This is a genomic window from Streptomyces sp. NPDC099050, assembly GCF_044759865.1.
GTDB lineage: Bacteria > Actinomycetota > Actinomycetes > Streptomycetales > Streptomycetaceae > Streptomyces.
In genome coordinates, this window is sequence record NZ_JBIWAE010000001.1 from 234670 (window position 1) to 249132 (window position 14463).

Annotated in this window: 13 protein-coding genes; 8 read left to right on the plus strand and 5 right to left on the minus strand. The window is 73.6% G+C overall.

The annotated features are described in order from the left end of the window. Nucleotides 1-20: 20 nt before the first annotated feature. The 3 genes from ACIQV3_RS01075 (at nucleotide 21) to ACIQV3_RS01085 (ending at nucleotide 2938) form a co-directional block, all read left to right on the plus strand. Nucleotides 21-1379 (plus strand): MFS transporter, encoded by a 1359-nt coding sequence (locus ACIQV3_RS01075; RefSeq protein WP_403708438.1) that lies wholly within the window; start codon nucleotides 21-23, stop codon nucleotides 1377-1379. A gap of 375 nt (nucleotides 1380-1754) precedes the next feature. Further along, nucleotides 1755-1988 (plus strand): hypothetical protein, encoded by a 234-nt coding sequence (locus ACIQV3_RS01080; protein ID WP_403708440.1) that lies wholly within the window; start codon nucleotides 1755-1757, stop codon nucleotides 1986-1988. A gap of 158 nt (nucleotides 1989-2146) precedes the next feature. After that, entirely contained in the window at nucleotides 2147-2938 is a 792-nt protein-coding gene (locus ACIQV3_RS01085) for a peptidoglycan-binding protein (RefSeq protein WP_403708442.1), read from the plus strand. Between the two features lie 94 nt (nucleotides 2939-3032). Here the strand turns inward: ACIQV3_RS01085 and ACIQV3_RS01090 are convergent, their stop codons facing one another. After that, the gene (locus ACIQV3_RS01090; protein ID WP_403708444.1) at nucleotides 3033-3776 is read right to left on the minus strand and encodes an SDR family NAD(P)-dependent oxidoreductase; all 744 of its coding nucleotides are present in this window, start codon (nucleotides 3774-3776) and stop codon (nucleotides 3033-3035) included. Between the two features lie 230 nt (nucleotides 3777-4006). Between ACIQV3_RS01090 and ACIQV3_RS01095 the strand changes: the two genes are divergently transcribed. From ACIQV3_RS01095 to ACIQV3_RS01110, 4 genes are all read left to right on the plus strand, one after another. Then, nucleotides 4007-4660 carry an ArsR/SmtB family transcription factor gene (locus tag ACIQV3_RS01095; RefSeq protein WP_403708446.1) on the plus strand — a complete coding sequence of 218 codons (654 nt, stop codon included), beginning with the start codon at nucleotides 4007-4009 and terminating at the stop codon, nucleotides 4658-4660. A gap of 107 nt (nucleotides 4661-4767) precedes the next feature. Next, nucleotides 4768-6018, plus strand: a complete 1251-nt coding sequence (locus ACIQV3_RS01100) for an MFS transporter (RefSeq protein ID WP_403708448.1) — start codon at nucleotides 4768-4770, stop codon at nucleotides 6016-6018. 110 nt (nucleotides 6019-6128) lie between these two features. Then, nucleotides 6129-7187, plus strand: coding sequence for a LacI family DNA-binding transcriptional regulator (locus ACIQV3_RS01105; RefSeq protein WP_403708450.1), 1059 nt, complete (start codon nucleotides 6129-6131; stop codon nucleotides 7185-7187). A gap of 162 nt (nucleotides 7188-7349) precedes the next feature. Continuing rightward, nucleotides 7350-7517 (plus strand): hypothetical protein, encoded by a 168-nt coding sequence (locus tag ACIQV3_RS01110; RefSeq protein WP_403708452.1) that lies wholly within the window; start codon nucleotides 7350-7352, stop codon nucleotides 7515-7517. A 57-nt stretch (nucleotides 7518-7574) separates the two neighbouring features. Here the strand turns inward: ACIQV3_RS01110 and ACIQV3_RS01115 are convergent, their stop codons facing one another. Then, the gene (locus ACIQV3_RS01115) at nucleotides 7575-8090 is read right to left on the minus strand and encodes a putative immunity protein (RefSeq protein ID WP_403708454.1); all 516 of its coding nucleotides are present in this window, start codon (nucleotides 8088-8090) and stop codon (nucleotides 7575-7577) included. A 66-nt stretch (nucleotides 8091-8156) separates the two neighbouring features. Beyond that, nucleotides 8157-9509: an ROK family protein gene (locus tag ACIQV3_RS01120; protein ID WP_403708456.1), complete on the minus strand. Its 1353-nt coding sequence runs from the start codon at nucleotides 9507-9509 to the stop codon at nucleotides 8157-8159. Nucleotides 9510-9739: 230 nt separating this feature from the next. On the opposite strand from ACIQV3_RS01120, the gene ACIQV3_RS01125 reads away from it, so the two are divergent. Then, entirely contained in the window at nucleotides 9740-10681 is a 942-nt protein-coding gene (locus ACIQV3_RS01125; protein ID WP_403708458.1) for an NADP-dependent oxidoreductase, read from the plus strand. A 180-nt stretch (nucleotides 10682-10861) separates the two neighbouring features. Here the strand turns inward: ACIQV3_RS01125 and ACIQV3_RS01130 are convergent, their stop codons facing one another. Together ACIQV3_RS01130 and ACIQV3_RS01135 are read right to left on the minus strand one after the other, a co-directional pair. After that, on the minus strand, nucleotides 10862-11935 hold the full coding sequence (locus tag ACIQV3_RS01130) for a DUF1996 domain-containing protein (RefSeq protein ID WP_403708460.1): 1074 nt from the start codon (nucleotides 11933-11935) through the stop codon (nucleotides 10862-10864). Nucleotides 11936-12058: 123 nt separating this feature from the next. Then, a complete protein-coding gene (locus ACIQV3_RS01135; protein WP_403708462.1) occupies nucleotides 12059-14260 on the minus strand; it encodes a discoidin domain-containing protein in 2202 nt (733 codons plus the stop codon). Nucleotides 14261-14463: the final 203 nt, after the last annotated feature.

Genomic DNA, 14463 nt, shown 5'->3' on the forward strand with positions numbered 1-14463 from the left:
CCTGTACGGAGTCCCACCCCATGACCGCAGCCCCCGCGCCCGGCAACGAACCCGATGCCCCGGAGCCGAAGCACCCGCCGGGCCCCGCGCCCGCCTCCGACCCCGCCACCACGACCGAGGACCGGGCCGTCGCCGGGTGGCGGGGGTGGGGGGCCGTAGGGGCGGTGGCGCTCGGGATCTTCTGTCTCATCACCTCCGAGTTGCTGCCGGTCGGCCTGCTCACCTCCGTAGGAGCCGATCTCGGTGTGTCCGACGGCACCGCCGGGCTGATGGTCACCGTGCCGGGGCTCGTCGCGGGCTTCTGCGCGCCCCTCGTCACCGTGGGCGCCGGCCGGCTCGACCGGCGCTGGGTACTGGTCGTGCTGATCGCCCTGATGGCCCTCGCGAACCTGGTCGCGGCGCTCGCTCCCGGATTCGGCGTGCTGCTGGCCGCCCGGCTGCTCGTCGGGGTCAGCGTCGGCGGGTTCTGGGCCATAGCCGGCGGCCTCGCCGTCCGCCTCGTCCCCGCGCACCACGTCGGCCGGGCCACCGCGCTCGTCTTCGGCGGGGTTCCCACGGCCTCGGTGCTCGGCGTCCCCGCCGGGACCCTGCTCGGCGAACTGGGCGGCTGGCGCTTCGCCTTCGCGGCCGTGGGCGGGCTCGGAGTGCTCACCCTGGCCGCACTGCTCCTGCTGCTCCCGCCGCTGCCGCCGACCCGGACCATCACCTTCGCCCAACTCCCCGACCTGCTCCGGCGCAACCGCGCGGTCCGGGCCGGGGTCGCCGTCACCTTCCTGCTGGTGACGGGGCAGTTCGCCGCGTACACGTTCGTACGGCCCATCCTGCAGGACGTGTCCGGTGTGGACACCGCCTACGTGAGCACCCTCCTCCTCGGGTACGGAGTCGCGGGCGTGGCCGGAAACTTCCTGGCGGGCGGGCGTGACCCGTACCGCGCGCTGTTCACCGTCGGGGCTTCCCTCGCCGTGATCCTGGCCCTGATCGCCACGGTGCCGGGTGCGGTTGCCGGGACGGTGCTGCTGCTGGCCTGGGGGCTCGTGTACGGCGGGGTCTCCGTCAGTCTCCAGAGCTGGATGATCAAGGCCGCGCCGGACGACGCGGAGGCCGCCTCCTCGCTGATGGTGGCGATGTTCAACCTGGCCATCGCCGCCGGCGCCCTGTCCGGCGGTCTCGCGGTGGACGGGATCTCGGTGCCCGCCGCCGCATGGGCCGGAGCCGCCCTGATGGCGCTGGCCGCCGTCACCGTGCGGGTCACCTCCACGTCCCGCACGGCCACGCGGGCCGTCATGGGCGCGGGCGCGGCGTCCGCCGCCGGTGCCGGTGCCACCGGGACCGGCGGCCGCACCGAGGACCGAGACGCTTCACCCGCCGACCGGCGATAGCCGGGAGACCGCGCGGAGACCGCGCGGCGATAGCCCGGCCAACCGCCCGGAGACCGCCCGGGTGGTTGGCCGGGTGGTCGGCCGGGTGGTCGGCCGGGTGGTCGGCCAGCACCGGCTCCTGGACCGGGAGTTGACCGTCCGCAATCCGGACGGTCGGCCATCCGGTCCGGCTGGACGGCCGCTCCCGACGGGGCCGTTTCCGGGGAAGAGGTCATGCCCGGACGGGGCGGATCAGGCGGATCGGACATCCGGCTTGACCTGGGGCATCTCCTGGAGAAAGAGTGCGCCGGTCGAACACCGTCACCCGGACCGATCCTGCCCGAAACGTCCGGACGTCCAGCGCCACCGCGCGACCGCACCCCGGAGATACCTCACATGCCCGCATCCGCCCGCCCTCCCCGCGCTTCGGCAGCGGTCGGCGGCTTCGTCGCGGCGACCGCGCTGCCCGGCGCCACGCAGCCGGTCGGGAACGGTGTCCGCGGCGTCGACGCGTGTGCCGGCATCGCCCCGCCCGGCGCGGGTGCGGCCGCGCCCCCGGTGATCGCCGGTGGCCGTCCTGCGGCCCCCGGCGACGAGACGGTTCTGGTCGCCCGGCGGCGCAGGACCTGACCGGCCGGGTACGGGGGCCGACACCGCACCGCCGCGCCAGCCCCCGTACCCGCCGGGAGACGACCGCGCCCCGTGGCTCCTGCCCCGTGACCCGTGACCCCTGACCCCTGACCCTTGTCCCCTGCCCCGTGTCCCCCGACCCCGATGAGAGTGGGATCGTGCCCGACGACGATCGCTTGCTCGTACGCCCCTACGTGGCCCCCTCGGGCCCGTTGCCCGGCCCGCCCGCGCCCGCCTGGCCCGACGAGTCCGGGCGGATCTTCGTACCGACGCACTTCGGTCCGTCCGTCGTGGAGCCCGGGCCTTCACCCGTGCCCGGGCCGGCGGACCACGCGCCCGCGCAGCGCACCGAACCCCCGGAGGCCCCGGCCGCTTCCGCCGTCGAGCGGCGGGGCAGCCGGCTCCCGCTCGTGGGGCTCGCCCTGCTCGCGCTCGGGGCGGCGGGGGCCCTCGCGTTCCTCCTGCGCGGCCCCGACCGCGAGCCGCCGCGCGCCGTGGTCCCGCCGGACCTGTCGGTGCCGGTCCTTCCCGCGCGCAGCCCGGGGGCGGGCGAGGAGCCCCCGCCGACCGGGCCGACCGCGGGCCCGTCCGCGCCCGCGACCCCGTCCGCGCCCGCGACCCCGTCCGCGACGGCTCCACCGGCCACGGGGCAGCCCTCTACCGGCCCGTCGGCGCGTGCGCCCCGGGACCCCAAGCCCGTGGGCCCGACGGGCACGCGCCCCGCGCCGGGCGGGGACGGGACCCTGAGCCCGGGGGACCGCGGGGCCGAGGTGCGCGCCCTGCAGGAACGGCTCCACGGGCAGGGGTTCACGTACGTCTCCGTCACCGGCGTGTACGACGAGCAGACCTGGCGCGGTGTCTTCCAGCTCCAGCAGAACAGGAGCATCGAGGGCGACCCGCCGGGCGTCTACGGTCCGGCCACCCGCGCGGCCTTCGGAAGCGGGGGCTGACACGGCAGGCCCCCCGTGCCGCACTGAACCACCCCGCCTCGCCCAGCCCCGCCCCGGCCGGCCAGTAAGGGATCCGGCCGGGTCCGGGGCCCTCTCAGCGCCCGCCGGCGACGCGCAGGACCGTACCGGTCGTGTACGCGGCGTCCTCGGACAGCAGCCAGGCGATGGCCGCGGCGACCTCCGCCGGCTGCCCGGCCCGTCCGAGCGGGATCTCCGCGGCCGCGAGCGCCGGGCGGTCGGGGTCGCCCATGGCGGCATGCATGTCGGTGTCGATGATGCCGGGGGCCACCGCGTTGACCCGGATCCCGTCCGGGCCCAGCTCCTTGGCGAGGCCCAGGGTCAGCGTGTCGGTGGCGGCCTTGGTGGCGGCGTAGTGCACGTACCGGCCGGGACTGCCGAGGGTGGCGGCCGCGGAGGAGACGTTGACGATGGCCCCGCCGCCCGACTCGGCCATGTCCCGGGCGGCCCGGCGGCAGCAGAGCAGGTACCCGAGGAGGTTCACGTCGAGCACGCGGCGCAGGTCCTCGACCCGGATGTCGGCGAGGCGGCCCGGGGTGCCGGTGACTCCGGCGTTGTTGACCAGGCCGGTCACCGCACCGAACTCGGCGCCGGCGATGTCGAAGAGCCGCTCCACGCCGCACTCCTCGGAGGTGTCACCGCTTACGGTCACACACCGGGCGCCCGCCTCCCGGACCCGCTCGGCGGTGGCCTTGGCGGCCTCGTCGTCGTGGAGGTAGCCGAGGACGAGGTCGTGCCCGTCGGCGGCGAGCCGGACGCACGTGGCGGCGCCGATACCGCGACTGCCTCCGGTGACGATGGTGACCGGTCGATGTGACATGTGAGCCTCCTGTGTGACGCATTACCCGTGTCGTGCCCACACCTGGGATCGCCGCAGGCTAACAGGGCGACATCCCGGCGGACCAGGGAAAAGGCTCTCCACGGCGCGCTGCCGGGGCGCCGGAGAACTGCACTGTGCCGTCCGCCCGTTGGCCAACCAGGCCTGAAACAAAGCATCTTGATGTCACAACAACTCTTTTGAAACAACTCTTGTGGGTCTACTCTCGGCACATGGCCGCTCCCTCCGCTCCCTCCGCTCCCTCCGTTCCCTCCGCCGCATCCGCCGCATCCGCCGAGCCGTCGGGACAGGACGTCGAGCTCGACACGGCCGCCCTGCGCGTACTCGCCCACCCGTTGCGCCTGAACGTCCTCACCCTCTTGAGGGAGCGCGGCCCGTCCACCGCCACCCGGATCGCCGACGAGCTCGGCATCAACCCCGGGGCGGCGAGCTACCACCTGCGGCGCCTCGGGGCGGGTGGGCTCATCGCCGAGGAACCCGGGCGCGGCACCGGCCGCGAGCGGTGGTGGAAGTCCGCCCACCGCCAGTCGGTGCACGATCCCGCTTCCGCGTCCGCCGAACAGCGGGAGGCCGGCCGCGCCTACACGCGCGCGGTCGCCCTGGCCGCGGCGGACCGCCTGCGCAGGGCCGCCCACGAGGTACCGCTCCTGCCCGAGGAATGGCTCGACGCGGCCACGTACGGCGACTTCCTCCTGTACCTGACCCCGGGGGACGCGGCCCGGATGCGCTCCGAGATCTTCCAGGTGATCGCGCGCTATCAGCACGGCGAGGGCGAAGCCCCCGCGGGGGCAGCCCCGGTGGCGCTGCAGGTGCAGGCGTTTCCGGTTCCGGGCACGGCCCTGCCGCCGGCCGGTGGTGGCGGGTGAAGGCGCACGGCAAAGCCGCGTCCACGCCGGTGTCCACGTCCGGGTCCACGCCGACGTCCGGGTCCACGCCGGTGTCCGGGTCCACGCCGACGTCCAAGCCCACGCCGGTGTCCGCGCGGCCCGCCTACCGGGACGCCAACGTCCTGCGCTGGCTCGTCGCGTACACGGCTTCGATCACCGGCGACGTCGTCTACTTCCTCGCCCTGACCTGGGCCGCCGCACGCGTCGGCGGGCCGTCGCAAGTGGGCCTCGTGGTCGCGGCCGGAGCCCTGCCCCGCGCGGTGCTCATGCTCGGGGGCGGCGTGGTGGCCGACCGGTTCGGCCCGCGACGGGTCGCCCTCGTCAGCGACGCGGTGCGCTGCGCGGTGATCCTCGGGGCCGCCGCGACGGTCACGCTCGCCTCCCCGGGCGTGTGGCTGCTGGTCACCGTCGCACTGGTCTTCGGTGCGGTCGACGCGGTGTTCATGCCGGCCGTGGGCGCGCTCCCGCCGCTCATCGCGGCACCCGCACAGTTCGCCGGGGTCCAGGGGATGCGAGGGCTGTCGATCCGGCTGAGCAACGCGGTGGGGCCGCTGCTGGCCGCGGCCGTACTGGTGACGGCCGGTCCGGCCGGTGCGTTCGCCGCCGCGGGCATCCTCTTCGCCCTCTCGCTCGCGACCCTGCTCACCGTACGGGCCGCCTCTTCGGTCTCTGCGGTCTCTGCGGCCTCTTCGGCGCGGCCGCCCCTGCGCGTGTCCGCGCGTGCCTCCGCCCTGCGCGAGCTGGCCGACGGTCTGCGCTACGTCCGCCGCCACCGGATGCTCGCCCCGCTGGTCGCGGTCATCGGGCTGGGTGAGATGTGCTTCAGCGGTCCCGTGGCCACCGGCTTGGTGCTCCTGGCCGAGGAACGCGGCTGGGGCGCCGCGGGCATGGGATGGATCGCGAGCGCGTTCAGCGCCGGAGCCGCGGCCTCGGCCCTGCTGCTCACCGTCTCCGCCCGGATACCCAGAGCCGGGCTGGTCATGTGTGCGGCGCTGCTCGTCACCGCCGGGGGAGCGGTCGCCCTGGGCCGCGTGCCCTCGCTGCCGCTCGCCGTCGTACTCGGTGGCCTGATCGGACTGACCAGTGGGTTCACCACCACCGTGACCGGTGCGCTGCTCCAGACGGAGACGGACCCCCGCTACCTCGGACGGGTCACCGCGGTGACGACCCTGTGCACGCTGGGCCTCGCCCCCGTGCTCTTCCCCGCCGTCGGCGTCACGGTGGCGCTCTGGGGAGCGGGCGCGTTCTTCGTCGGCTGCGGCGGGATCTGCCTGCTCGCCGCGGGGCTCGGCCTCGCCGTCCCCGTGCTCCGACGGGCCGAACTCCACAGACCCTAGGGCCTGTCGCCCGCCGCCGTCGCCGGTTGATCCGGCGTCCCCTCCGAGGGGCGACGGAGGTCCGGCCGGGGTCCGGGAGGGGGCTGAGCGCGGGCGGATACAGTGCCGACATGGACGCAGCGAGCACGGCCACCGGTACGGGCACCGGAACGGCCACCGGCACCGGAACGGCCCCGACCCTGGAAGACGTGGCCCGCGCCGCCGGGGTGTCCCGGGCCACGGTGTCCCGCGTGGTGAACGGGGTCCGCAATGTGGACCCCGCCATCCAGCAGGCGGTCCAGCGGGCGGTCGCCGCCACCGGATACGTGCCGAACCGCGCGGCCCGCTCCCTGGTGACCCGCCGCTCGGGTGCGGTGGCACTGGTTGTCTCCGGCGCGGGCGCGGACACCGGCCGGGTGTTCCAGGACCCATTCTTCGGGCGGGTGGTGAGCGGGGTCGTACGGGCCCTGCGCCCGCGCGGGGTGCATCCGGTGCTGCTGTTCGCCGACGGGGAGGCGGACCGCGCGCAGGTGGTCTCGTACCTCACTCAGGGCGGTGGGGACGGAGCACTGCTCGTCACCACCGACGGCCGTGACCCGCTGCCCGGCCTGCTCGCGCGCGCCGGTCTGCCCGCGGTGCTCTTCGCCCGGCCGGCCCCCGAGATCCCGCTGGACTGGGTGGACCTGCGCCACCGCGAGGGCGGAGCGCTCGCCGCGCGGCACCTCCTCGCCCGGGGCTGCCGGCGGCTCGCCGCGATCGGCGGTCCGGCGGACGTGCCGGCGAGCCGGGACCGGGTGGCGGGCTTCCGGGAGGCGCTGGAGGGAACGGCGGTACGGGTGGCCGAAGCGGACTTCACCCTGGACGGCGGCGAGCAGGCGATGCGCGCGCTCCTGGCCGAACACCCGGATCTGGACGGTGTGTTCGCGGCGAACGACCTGATGGCCCAGGGCGCCTGCCTGGTGCTGCGCGAACACGGCCGCCGGATCCCCGAGGACGTGGCGGTGGTCGGCTTCGACGACTCCGGCGCGGCGGTCGCGGCGAGGCCCCGGCTGACGACGGTCCGCCAGCCGGTGGAGGAGATGGCGGCGGAGATGGTGCGCCTCCTCCTGGACCGGGTGGCCGGCACGGCCGCGCCGGAACCGGCGGCGGTGCTCTTCGACCCGGAGCTGGTGGTCCGCGACTCGGCGTGAGCGACGGCCGCCGCCGTCGGTGAATCCGGGTGCGGCACGGCCGGCACCCGGCGATCTCGCCCGGATGGGTGGTGAGCTGCTGTGGGACGAAGTGAACGGCCTCTTCGGCAAGGAGGGGAGCCACATCCTCGAGGGACGGGTCGAGGGGGCCGGACCCGAAGGGTGGACGTGCTGTGCGGGCTCCTCGGCGCGGTCGGCCGCAGGCTGGGCAGGCCGGTGGTGCTGGTTTCCGAGGGCGCCGAGGACCGCGCCCGCCCGCTCAACGGCTTCGACGTCGGCCGCGACCGCGTGCTGCTGCGGCCGAACGGACAAGTCCCGTCCGGGACATGAGAGCAGCGGGGTGCCTCCCGGTATCTCCGACACCGGTGCCGGTGCCGAAGGCCGTGCTCAGCAGTCGAAGGCCGACCAGCAGATGTCGTTGCGCAACCGCTGGTCGTCCAGCACGAGTGCGCGGATCGCCTCCGGGAGCTGGGCGCGCTGCCACCGGCACTCCCGTCGCCCCGCCGCCTCGCCCTCGCCCTCCGGCGCCGCCGCGCGCGCGGCCTTGATCGCGTAGGCCGCCGCGCCGAGTTCGTGGGCGGCGACGTGGGCGACGGCCCCGGCCTGCCCCGCGGCGTACGCGGCATGGCGGGCCGCCCCGCGCAGGTCCCGGGCCGCGCCCATCGCGTGGCCGCCCGCCGTGCGGGAGGCGGTCATGGTGATCTCGCCGCGCACCCACGCACGGGCCTGCCCGATCGCCCGGCGCGGCCGGGAGTCCTCGGGCCGGGCCGACTCGAACAGCTCGAGGACGTGCTCGGCGCAGGACGCCGCCCACAGGGCCAGGAGGTGGTGATCCGCGTCGGTGAGGGTTCCGCCGCGGCGGATCGTCACGAAGCGAAGGTCGCGGTCCTTCGGCAGGATCATCGCCGGCTCTCCCTCGGTGGCGCGGGCGCGGGCCCTGGCACTGGTACTGGCATCGGCCCCGGCACCCTAGGCCGTCTCTCCGTGCGCTCCGGCCGCCGCCGCCGCCGCCGCGCCGCCGCGGGTCCGCAGGGACGTCTGCCAGCCCGGAGCCTCCGTCGTGGGCTCCGGCGGTGTGCGCCGGCCGCCCGTGGCGAAGAAGGCCGCCAGGGGGAGGGTGGCCGCGCCCACGGTGACCGCGTCCGGGCCCAGTGAGCCCATGTCGATGGTGACCCGGGCGGCGGGATGGCGCAGCGAGTAGCGCGTCGCGTGTTCCCGTACCGCCGGGAGGATGTGCGGTCCCAGCATCAGGCCCGCCCAGCCGCCGATCAGGATCCGCTCGGGCCGGAAGAGGTTGATCAGGTCCGACAGGCCCGCGCCCAGGTACTCCGCGGTCTCGTCGAGCACGTCCAGCGCCGCCGCGTCCCCGCTGCCGGCCGCCGCCAGCAGCGCGGTCAGGGCGTCCTCCTCGTCCCCGGCGACCGCGTCCCGGGCGACCGCGTCCCCGGCGCCGCCCCGTTCGGCCCACCGCGCCAGGAGCGACTCCGCCCCCGTGTACGCCTCGAGGCAGCCCAGCGCCCCGCAGCGGCAGCGCCGCCCGCGGACCTGCACCGTGAGGTGGCCCCACTCCAGGGGCGCGCCCTCCGTGCCCGCGCCGTCCGGGGAACCGTCGGTGATCAGGCTCGCTCCGATGCCCGAACCGAAGAGCACGACCACCGCGTCCCGGGCCCCGCGACCCGCGCCGAACCACATCTCCGCCTGCCCGAGCGTGCGGGCCCCGTTGTCGATGAGGTACGGGACCTCGGGCGGTACGGCCCCCGTCGCCCGCAGCAGCGCCTCCAGCGGGACCGCGTCCCAGCCGATGGTCTGCCCGTGGACGACGGTTCCGCCCGGCGCGTCACGGTCGACGATGCCGGGGACGCCGATGCCGACCCCCAGGAGCCGGTCCGTCCCGACCCCGGCCCGCTCCAGGACGGTGGCGATCCCGCTCCGGACGTGGTCGACGATCGGACCGACGTCGTAGCAGCCCCGTGGCTTCAACGGAAGCTCGGTGCGCGCCAGTTCCGTCAGGGTCAGGTCGAACAGCTCGACCCTGACCCGGGTTTCGCCGACGTCGACGCCGATCAGGTGCGCGCTGCCGGGCGCCACCCGCAGCAGCGTACGCGGGCGGCCGCCGTCCGAGTCGACGACGCCCGCCTCCTCCAGCAGGCCGTCCGCGACGAGTTCACCGACCACGTTGCTGACGGATCCCGAGCTCAGCCCGGTCGCCGGGCCCAGCTCCTGCCGGCTCATGGGCGCGCCGAAGTACAACTGCTGCAGTACGGCACTGCGGTTGCCCCTTCGCAGGTCCCGCACCGTACGTCCACTGCGCCCTGTCGTCATGTGGCTCCTTCCGCCCTGACACCGATCGCAACATACCCTTGCGCGGCCCCTGGGGGCGACCCTTTGCCGAGGCTTACCTCACATCGTGAATTAATTCCCCGGGGGAGCGCGGCCGTCCCCGTCGGTCCTCCGCCGCGCCGCGACCACCCCTCCTCCCGGGGTGGGCGCGGTTCTTCGTGGTGGGATGGGGGGCGGGGGCAGGCGCACGGCTCAAGGAGAGGCGAGAAGGCATGTCCGAAGATCAAGAGGGCACCATGCGGGCCATGACGTACGACACGTACGGCGGAGTGGAGGTGCTCTCCGAGACCCGGATTCCGGTGCCCAAGGTCGGACCCGGCGAGGTCCTCGTCCGGGTCCGGTGCGCCTCCGTCAACCCCGTCGACTGGAAGATCATGGCGGGCGGGCTCGACGGCCTGATGGACGTCGTCTACCCCGTCGTCCCCGGCTGGGACGTCGCCGGGACCGTCGAGTACGCGGGCATCGACACCCCCGAGTTCACCGCGAGCGACGAGGTCATCGCCTACGCCCGCAAGGACTACGTGCACGGCGGCACCTTCGCCGAGTTCGTCACCGTCCCCGTACGGGCCCTCGCGCGCAAGCCCGTCTCCCTGACCTGGCAGCAGGCCGCGGGGCTGCCGCTGGCCGGGCTCACCGCGTACCAGCTGCTCACGCGCCTGGACACCGGCAAGCAGGACACCGTCCTCGTGCACGGAGCCGCGGGCGGCGTCGGCTCCATGGGCGTGCAGATCGCCCGCGCGCTCGGGGCCCGTGTCATCGGAACCGCCTCGGCCCGCAACCACGACCGGCTGCGCGAGCTGGGCTGCGAACCCGTCGAGTACGGGGACGGCCTCGCCGAACGGGTCCGGGAACTGGCGCCCGACGGGGTCACCGTCGTCGCCGACTTCGTCGGGGGAGTCCTCGACACCACCCTGGCGGTACTGGCCGAGGGCGGCCGGCACGCCTCCATCGCCGACCACACCGTGCTCGGCTCCGGCGGCCAGTGGATGTGGGTACGGCCCGTCGGCGCCGACCTCGCCGAGCTGGGCCGGCTGGCCGACGCCGGGCAGCTCACGGTCACCGTCGCCGAGACCTTCCCGCTCGCGGAACTGGCGGCCGCGTTCGAGCTCAGCCAGGAGGGCCACGCCGCCGGGAAGATCGTCCTGGAGGTCTGAGCCCGCCGGAGGCTCGCGTGCACGACCGCGCACGCAACCGCGCGTACAACCGTGCAGACGACCGCGCAGGGGACCGCGCGCCGCCCGGACTGATCCGGGCGGCGCGCGGGTGTACGGGAGCGTCGGGCCCGGGGCCGGGCCGACGGGAACCTCCTGGGGAGGGTGTGGGGGTGCGGGCGCCTACGGGAGGCGGCCGTCGGGGCCCAGCACGGTGCCGGCCTCCGGGTGGAACTGGTCGTAGCCGCGGTTGTTGCACTGCAGCCCGCCCTTGATGCAGTGCTCGACCATGGCGTTCAGGGTGCGCTCGTCCCACGCGTTGAAGAAGTCGTAGTGGAAGGAGTGGCCGGTCCCGCTGGACAGCCTCACCTGCGACATTTCGCCGCTGACCGGGAAGGCCATCTTGAACTCGACCATCGGGACCGCGACCGGGTGCGAGGTGGGGCAGACGTTGTCGTTGTTGCCGGGCTTGGTGACCGGGTAGGCCATGTGCGCCTTGTGGTCCGGGACGTCGAGGTTCTTGCCGTCCCAGCAACTGGGTGACTGCATGCGGATGTTGAGCTGGGAACCGGCCGGGCAGTTGGCCGGGAACTCGGTGTTCCTGAAGCTGTCACCGCACTCCCAGCCCTCGACCCAGCCCTTGTGCGCGCGGAACTCGGCCGCGGTCTGGGTCGGGCTGCCGACGAGGAAGCGCAGCCCCTTGGGGAAGGGGCGCACGCTCGTGTAGTCGGTGACCCCGGTCTTGTAGTAGATGACCTGGGGACCGGTGGGCAGGATCTTCTGGCTGCCGTTGAGGAGCGTCGGCATCCAGTAGCCGGACAGGTCGCCGAGTGCGGTGCAGGCCGTGCTGCCGGCGCTCAGGGAGGCGGTGGTGCTGTTGCCGTTCGTGCCGGTGTTGCCCATGAAGGTGTGGTCGTGCGAGGCGCCGGGCCGGCCCGCGTACACGATCGGGTCGTCGGGCGCGGTCTTGGTGACCGAGCAGTTGGCCTGGAACTCGTGGAAGTAGCGGTCCGGCGGGTTGTGCCAGGACGGGGTCACGCCGGTGACCTGCGGAACGGCCGGGATGTAGCCGTCGCCGTCGGGGTCGTCGCCCCCGGCGACAGCCGCCACGGCGGAGTGGTCCATGTTCATGTGGACGGCGCCGGAGTCGGGCGAGGCCTGTGCGGTGAGCGTGGTGGCGCCGAGACCGGCGGCCGCGGTCACGGCGATGGCCGCCGAGACCAGGAGCGCGGACAGGGTCCGCGGTCGGAGATGCATCGTTCGTTCAGCTCCTTCTGGAGGGAGGGGGAGAGGGCGCGGGTTGGGAGAGCGCTCTCTCACTTGCCCCGGAAAACGCGGGGCGGCCGGTGGCCGCCCCGCGAGCCGGGCGTCAGGGGTTGATCAGGGGAACGAGACGACGGTGGAGGGGATGGTCGAGGTGCCGGAGGTCGGCGCGCCCGTGTTGTTGATGACGTGCTCGTACTGGCCGTTGCCGCCGAGCGAGACCACGAGGATGTCGTGGAACTTCACGCCCGGCTTCACCGGGACCTGGAAACCGTGGTCCTGACGGATCGTCGGGTCGACGTTGTAGTAGCAGTAGCTGCCCAGACCCCAGCCCTCGTGGGTGTTGACCGAGTCGGCGACCTTGTAGGCGGCGTACCCCTTGATCGAACCGTTCTGGATCGCGGCCTGGTTGGGCGCGTCGTACGCCTTCTCGTTCTGGAAGAAGATCGTGCGGCCGCGCTCGCCGTTCCATTCCACGTCGTACTTGTTGAAGTGCTCGACGAACAGGCCGGTGGCCAGGACGTCGTCACCGTTGACGCGGAACCCGTAGTCGGAGCGGTTGGTCTCCCAGCCCACCCCTTCGCCGTGGTCGGCGCGCCAGATCCAGGTGTGGTCGACGATCGTGTCGTGGTTGTTGACCACCATGCCGACCGTGGCCTTGCCCGCGCCCGCGCCGCCGACGCGGATGAAGACGTCCTGGACGGTGGTCGGGTTCGCCGCGTGGTCCGTGGTGGTGCCGGCCGGGCCGACCTCCAGCAGGCTGGGGGAGTTGACCTGGCCCGCGTCGACCAGGAAACCGGCCAGCTTCACGCCGTCGACGTCGCCGACCTTCATCGCCGTCACCCCGTTGTCCGGGATGATGGTGGCGAGGCCGAGGCCCAGGACGACCGTGTCCGCGCGGTTGACCTGGATGGTCTGGTTGACGTGGTAGACGCCCGGGGTGAAGAGCAGGTGCAGGCCCTGGGCCAGCGCCTGGTTCATCGTCGCGGCGGTGGTGCCGGGCTTGACCACGTAGAACTGGCTCAGCGGGATCGAGGAGCCCTGCGGGGCTCCGTTGCCCCAGGAAGTGCCGCGTGCGTTGGTGCGCTTGGCCGGGACGAACACCTTGTACTCGGAGCCGTCCAGGTACAGGAACGGCTTCTCGCGGGAGATCGGGGTGGTGTCGAGCGTGGTGTAGCGGGGCTCCGGGAAGCTCTGCGCGGGCGCGCCCTGGGTGCCGGAGAAGACCTGGTTCCACACGCCGTTGGACCAGCTGCCGATGGAGCTGTCGCGGGTGTACCACTGCTGCTGGGAGTAGTTGCCGACCTGGCCGTCGATCTTCGAGTCGGCGATGAAGCCGCCCGAGGACCAACCGTAGCCGGAGGGAGCCAGGTTGAGGCCGCCCTTGACGTGCATCCGGCGGAACGGCGCGGCCTGCGACACGGCCCAGCGGTTGGTGCCGTTGACCGGGTTGAGCGCGAGGTTCTCGGCCGAACGCCAGAAGTTCTGGGTCGCGTTGCCGCCGAACCAGCCCGCGTCCACGGTGACGTCACCGTTGATGGTGGTGTCGTCGGGGCTCAGTCCGAGACCCGAGATCGAGGTGTAGAAGCCGATCTGCGCGTTGAGACCGTTGTAGGTACCCGGCTTGAAGAGGAACTGATAGCGCCCGGAGCCGAACTGGGCCGACTCCTGCTGGGCGAAGACCTCGTCCAGCTTGGCCTGGATGTTGGGTGTCGAGGGATCGAAGACGATCACGTTGGGGCCGAGGTCACCGCCGCCGGGGAGCGTCGGACCGGTGCCCCCGGTGGTGCCGTAGACCTGGAACTCCCAGAGGGAGTAGCCGTATCCGGTGGTGCGCTGGGTGCCGTACACACGGACGTAGCGGGCCGTGCCGGTGATGTCGTGGGTCTGCACGCCGCCGGTTCCGTTGGCGGTGGAGTACGCCGTGGACCAGTTGGCGCCGTCCGTGGAGAGCTCGACGCGGTACGCCTTCGCGGCGGCGGTCTCCCAGCGCAGGACCACCTGGCTCAGCTGGGCGGCCGCGCCGAGGTCGACCTGTATCCACTGCGGATCGGAGAACTGGCTGGACCAGCGGGTCCCGTTGTTGCCGTCGACGGCCGCGGAGGCGGGGGTGCCGGCGCCCTCCGAGGAGGAGGCGGTGACGGGCTTGCCCTGGGAGAGGAGCGTGGGCGCGGCGGTCGCTGCGGTGCTCGGCAGGAGTACGAGGAGAGCGGCGACCAGGGCGCCGGCCAGGGAGGCCACGGTCAGGCGGGACGGACGCGAGGGGCGGCGCGACGGATGGCGCGATGGGTGGGGCGGGTGAGCGGAGAGGAGGGGCATGCGGGGCTACTCCTGACGTTGTGGATCCGGGGGGATCGAAGCGTGAGTGAACTGCCCGGCGCCTGGGCCGTCAAGGGTTTGAGCGTTCATGAACTGAAGATCCAATGACGTGTCAAGCACGCATCAGGCCTGTGAACTTGGAGTTTCTTCAATCCTTGTGAAAAGTATTGACGAAAAAACTTTGCACGACTCTACTGATGCTC

Coding starts and splice junctions, on each gene's coding strand:
- ACIQV3_RS01075 (WP_403708438.1), top strand. CDS start 21: ATGACCGCAGCCCCCGCGCCCGGCAACGAACCCGATGCCCCGGAGCCG.
- ACIQV3_RS01080 (WP_403708440.1), top strand. CDS start 1,755: ATGCCCGCATCCGCCCGCCCTCCCCGCGCTTCGGCAGCGGTCGGCGGC.
- ACIQV3_RS01090 (WP_403708444.1), bottom strand. CDS start 3,776: ATGTCACATCGACCGGTCACCATCGTCACCGGAGGCAGTCGCGGTATC.
- ACIQV3_RS01095 (WP_403708446.1), top strand. CDS start 4,007: ATGGCCGCTCCCTCCGCTCCCTCCGCTCCCTCCGTTCCCTCCGCCGCA.
- ACIQV3_RS01105 (WP_403708450.1), top strand. CDS start 6,129: ATGGACGCAGCGAGCACGGCCACCGGTACGGGCACCGGAACGGCCACC.
- ACIQV3_RS01115 (WP_403708454.1), bottom strand. CDS start 8,090: ATGATCCTGCCGAAGGACCGCGACCTTCGCTTCGTGACGATCCGCCGC.
- ACIQV3_RS01120 (WP_403708456.1), bottom strand. CDS start 9,509: ATGACGACAGGGCGCAGTGGACGTACGGTGCGGGACCTGCGAAGGGGC.
- ACIQV3_RS01125 (WP_403708458.1), top strand. CDS start 9,740: ATGTCCGAAGATCAAGAGGGCACCATGCGGGCCATGACGTACGACACG.
- ACIQV3_RS01130 (WP_403708460.1), bottom strand. CDS start 11,935: ATGCATCTCCGACCGCGGACCCTGTCCGCGCTCCTGGTCTCGGCGGCC.
- ACIQV3_RS01135 (WP_403708462.1), bottom strand. CDS start 14,260: ATGCCCCTCCTCTCCGCTCACCCGCCCCACCCATCGCGCCATCCGTCG.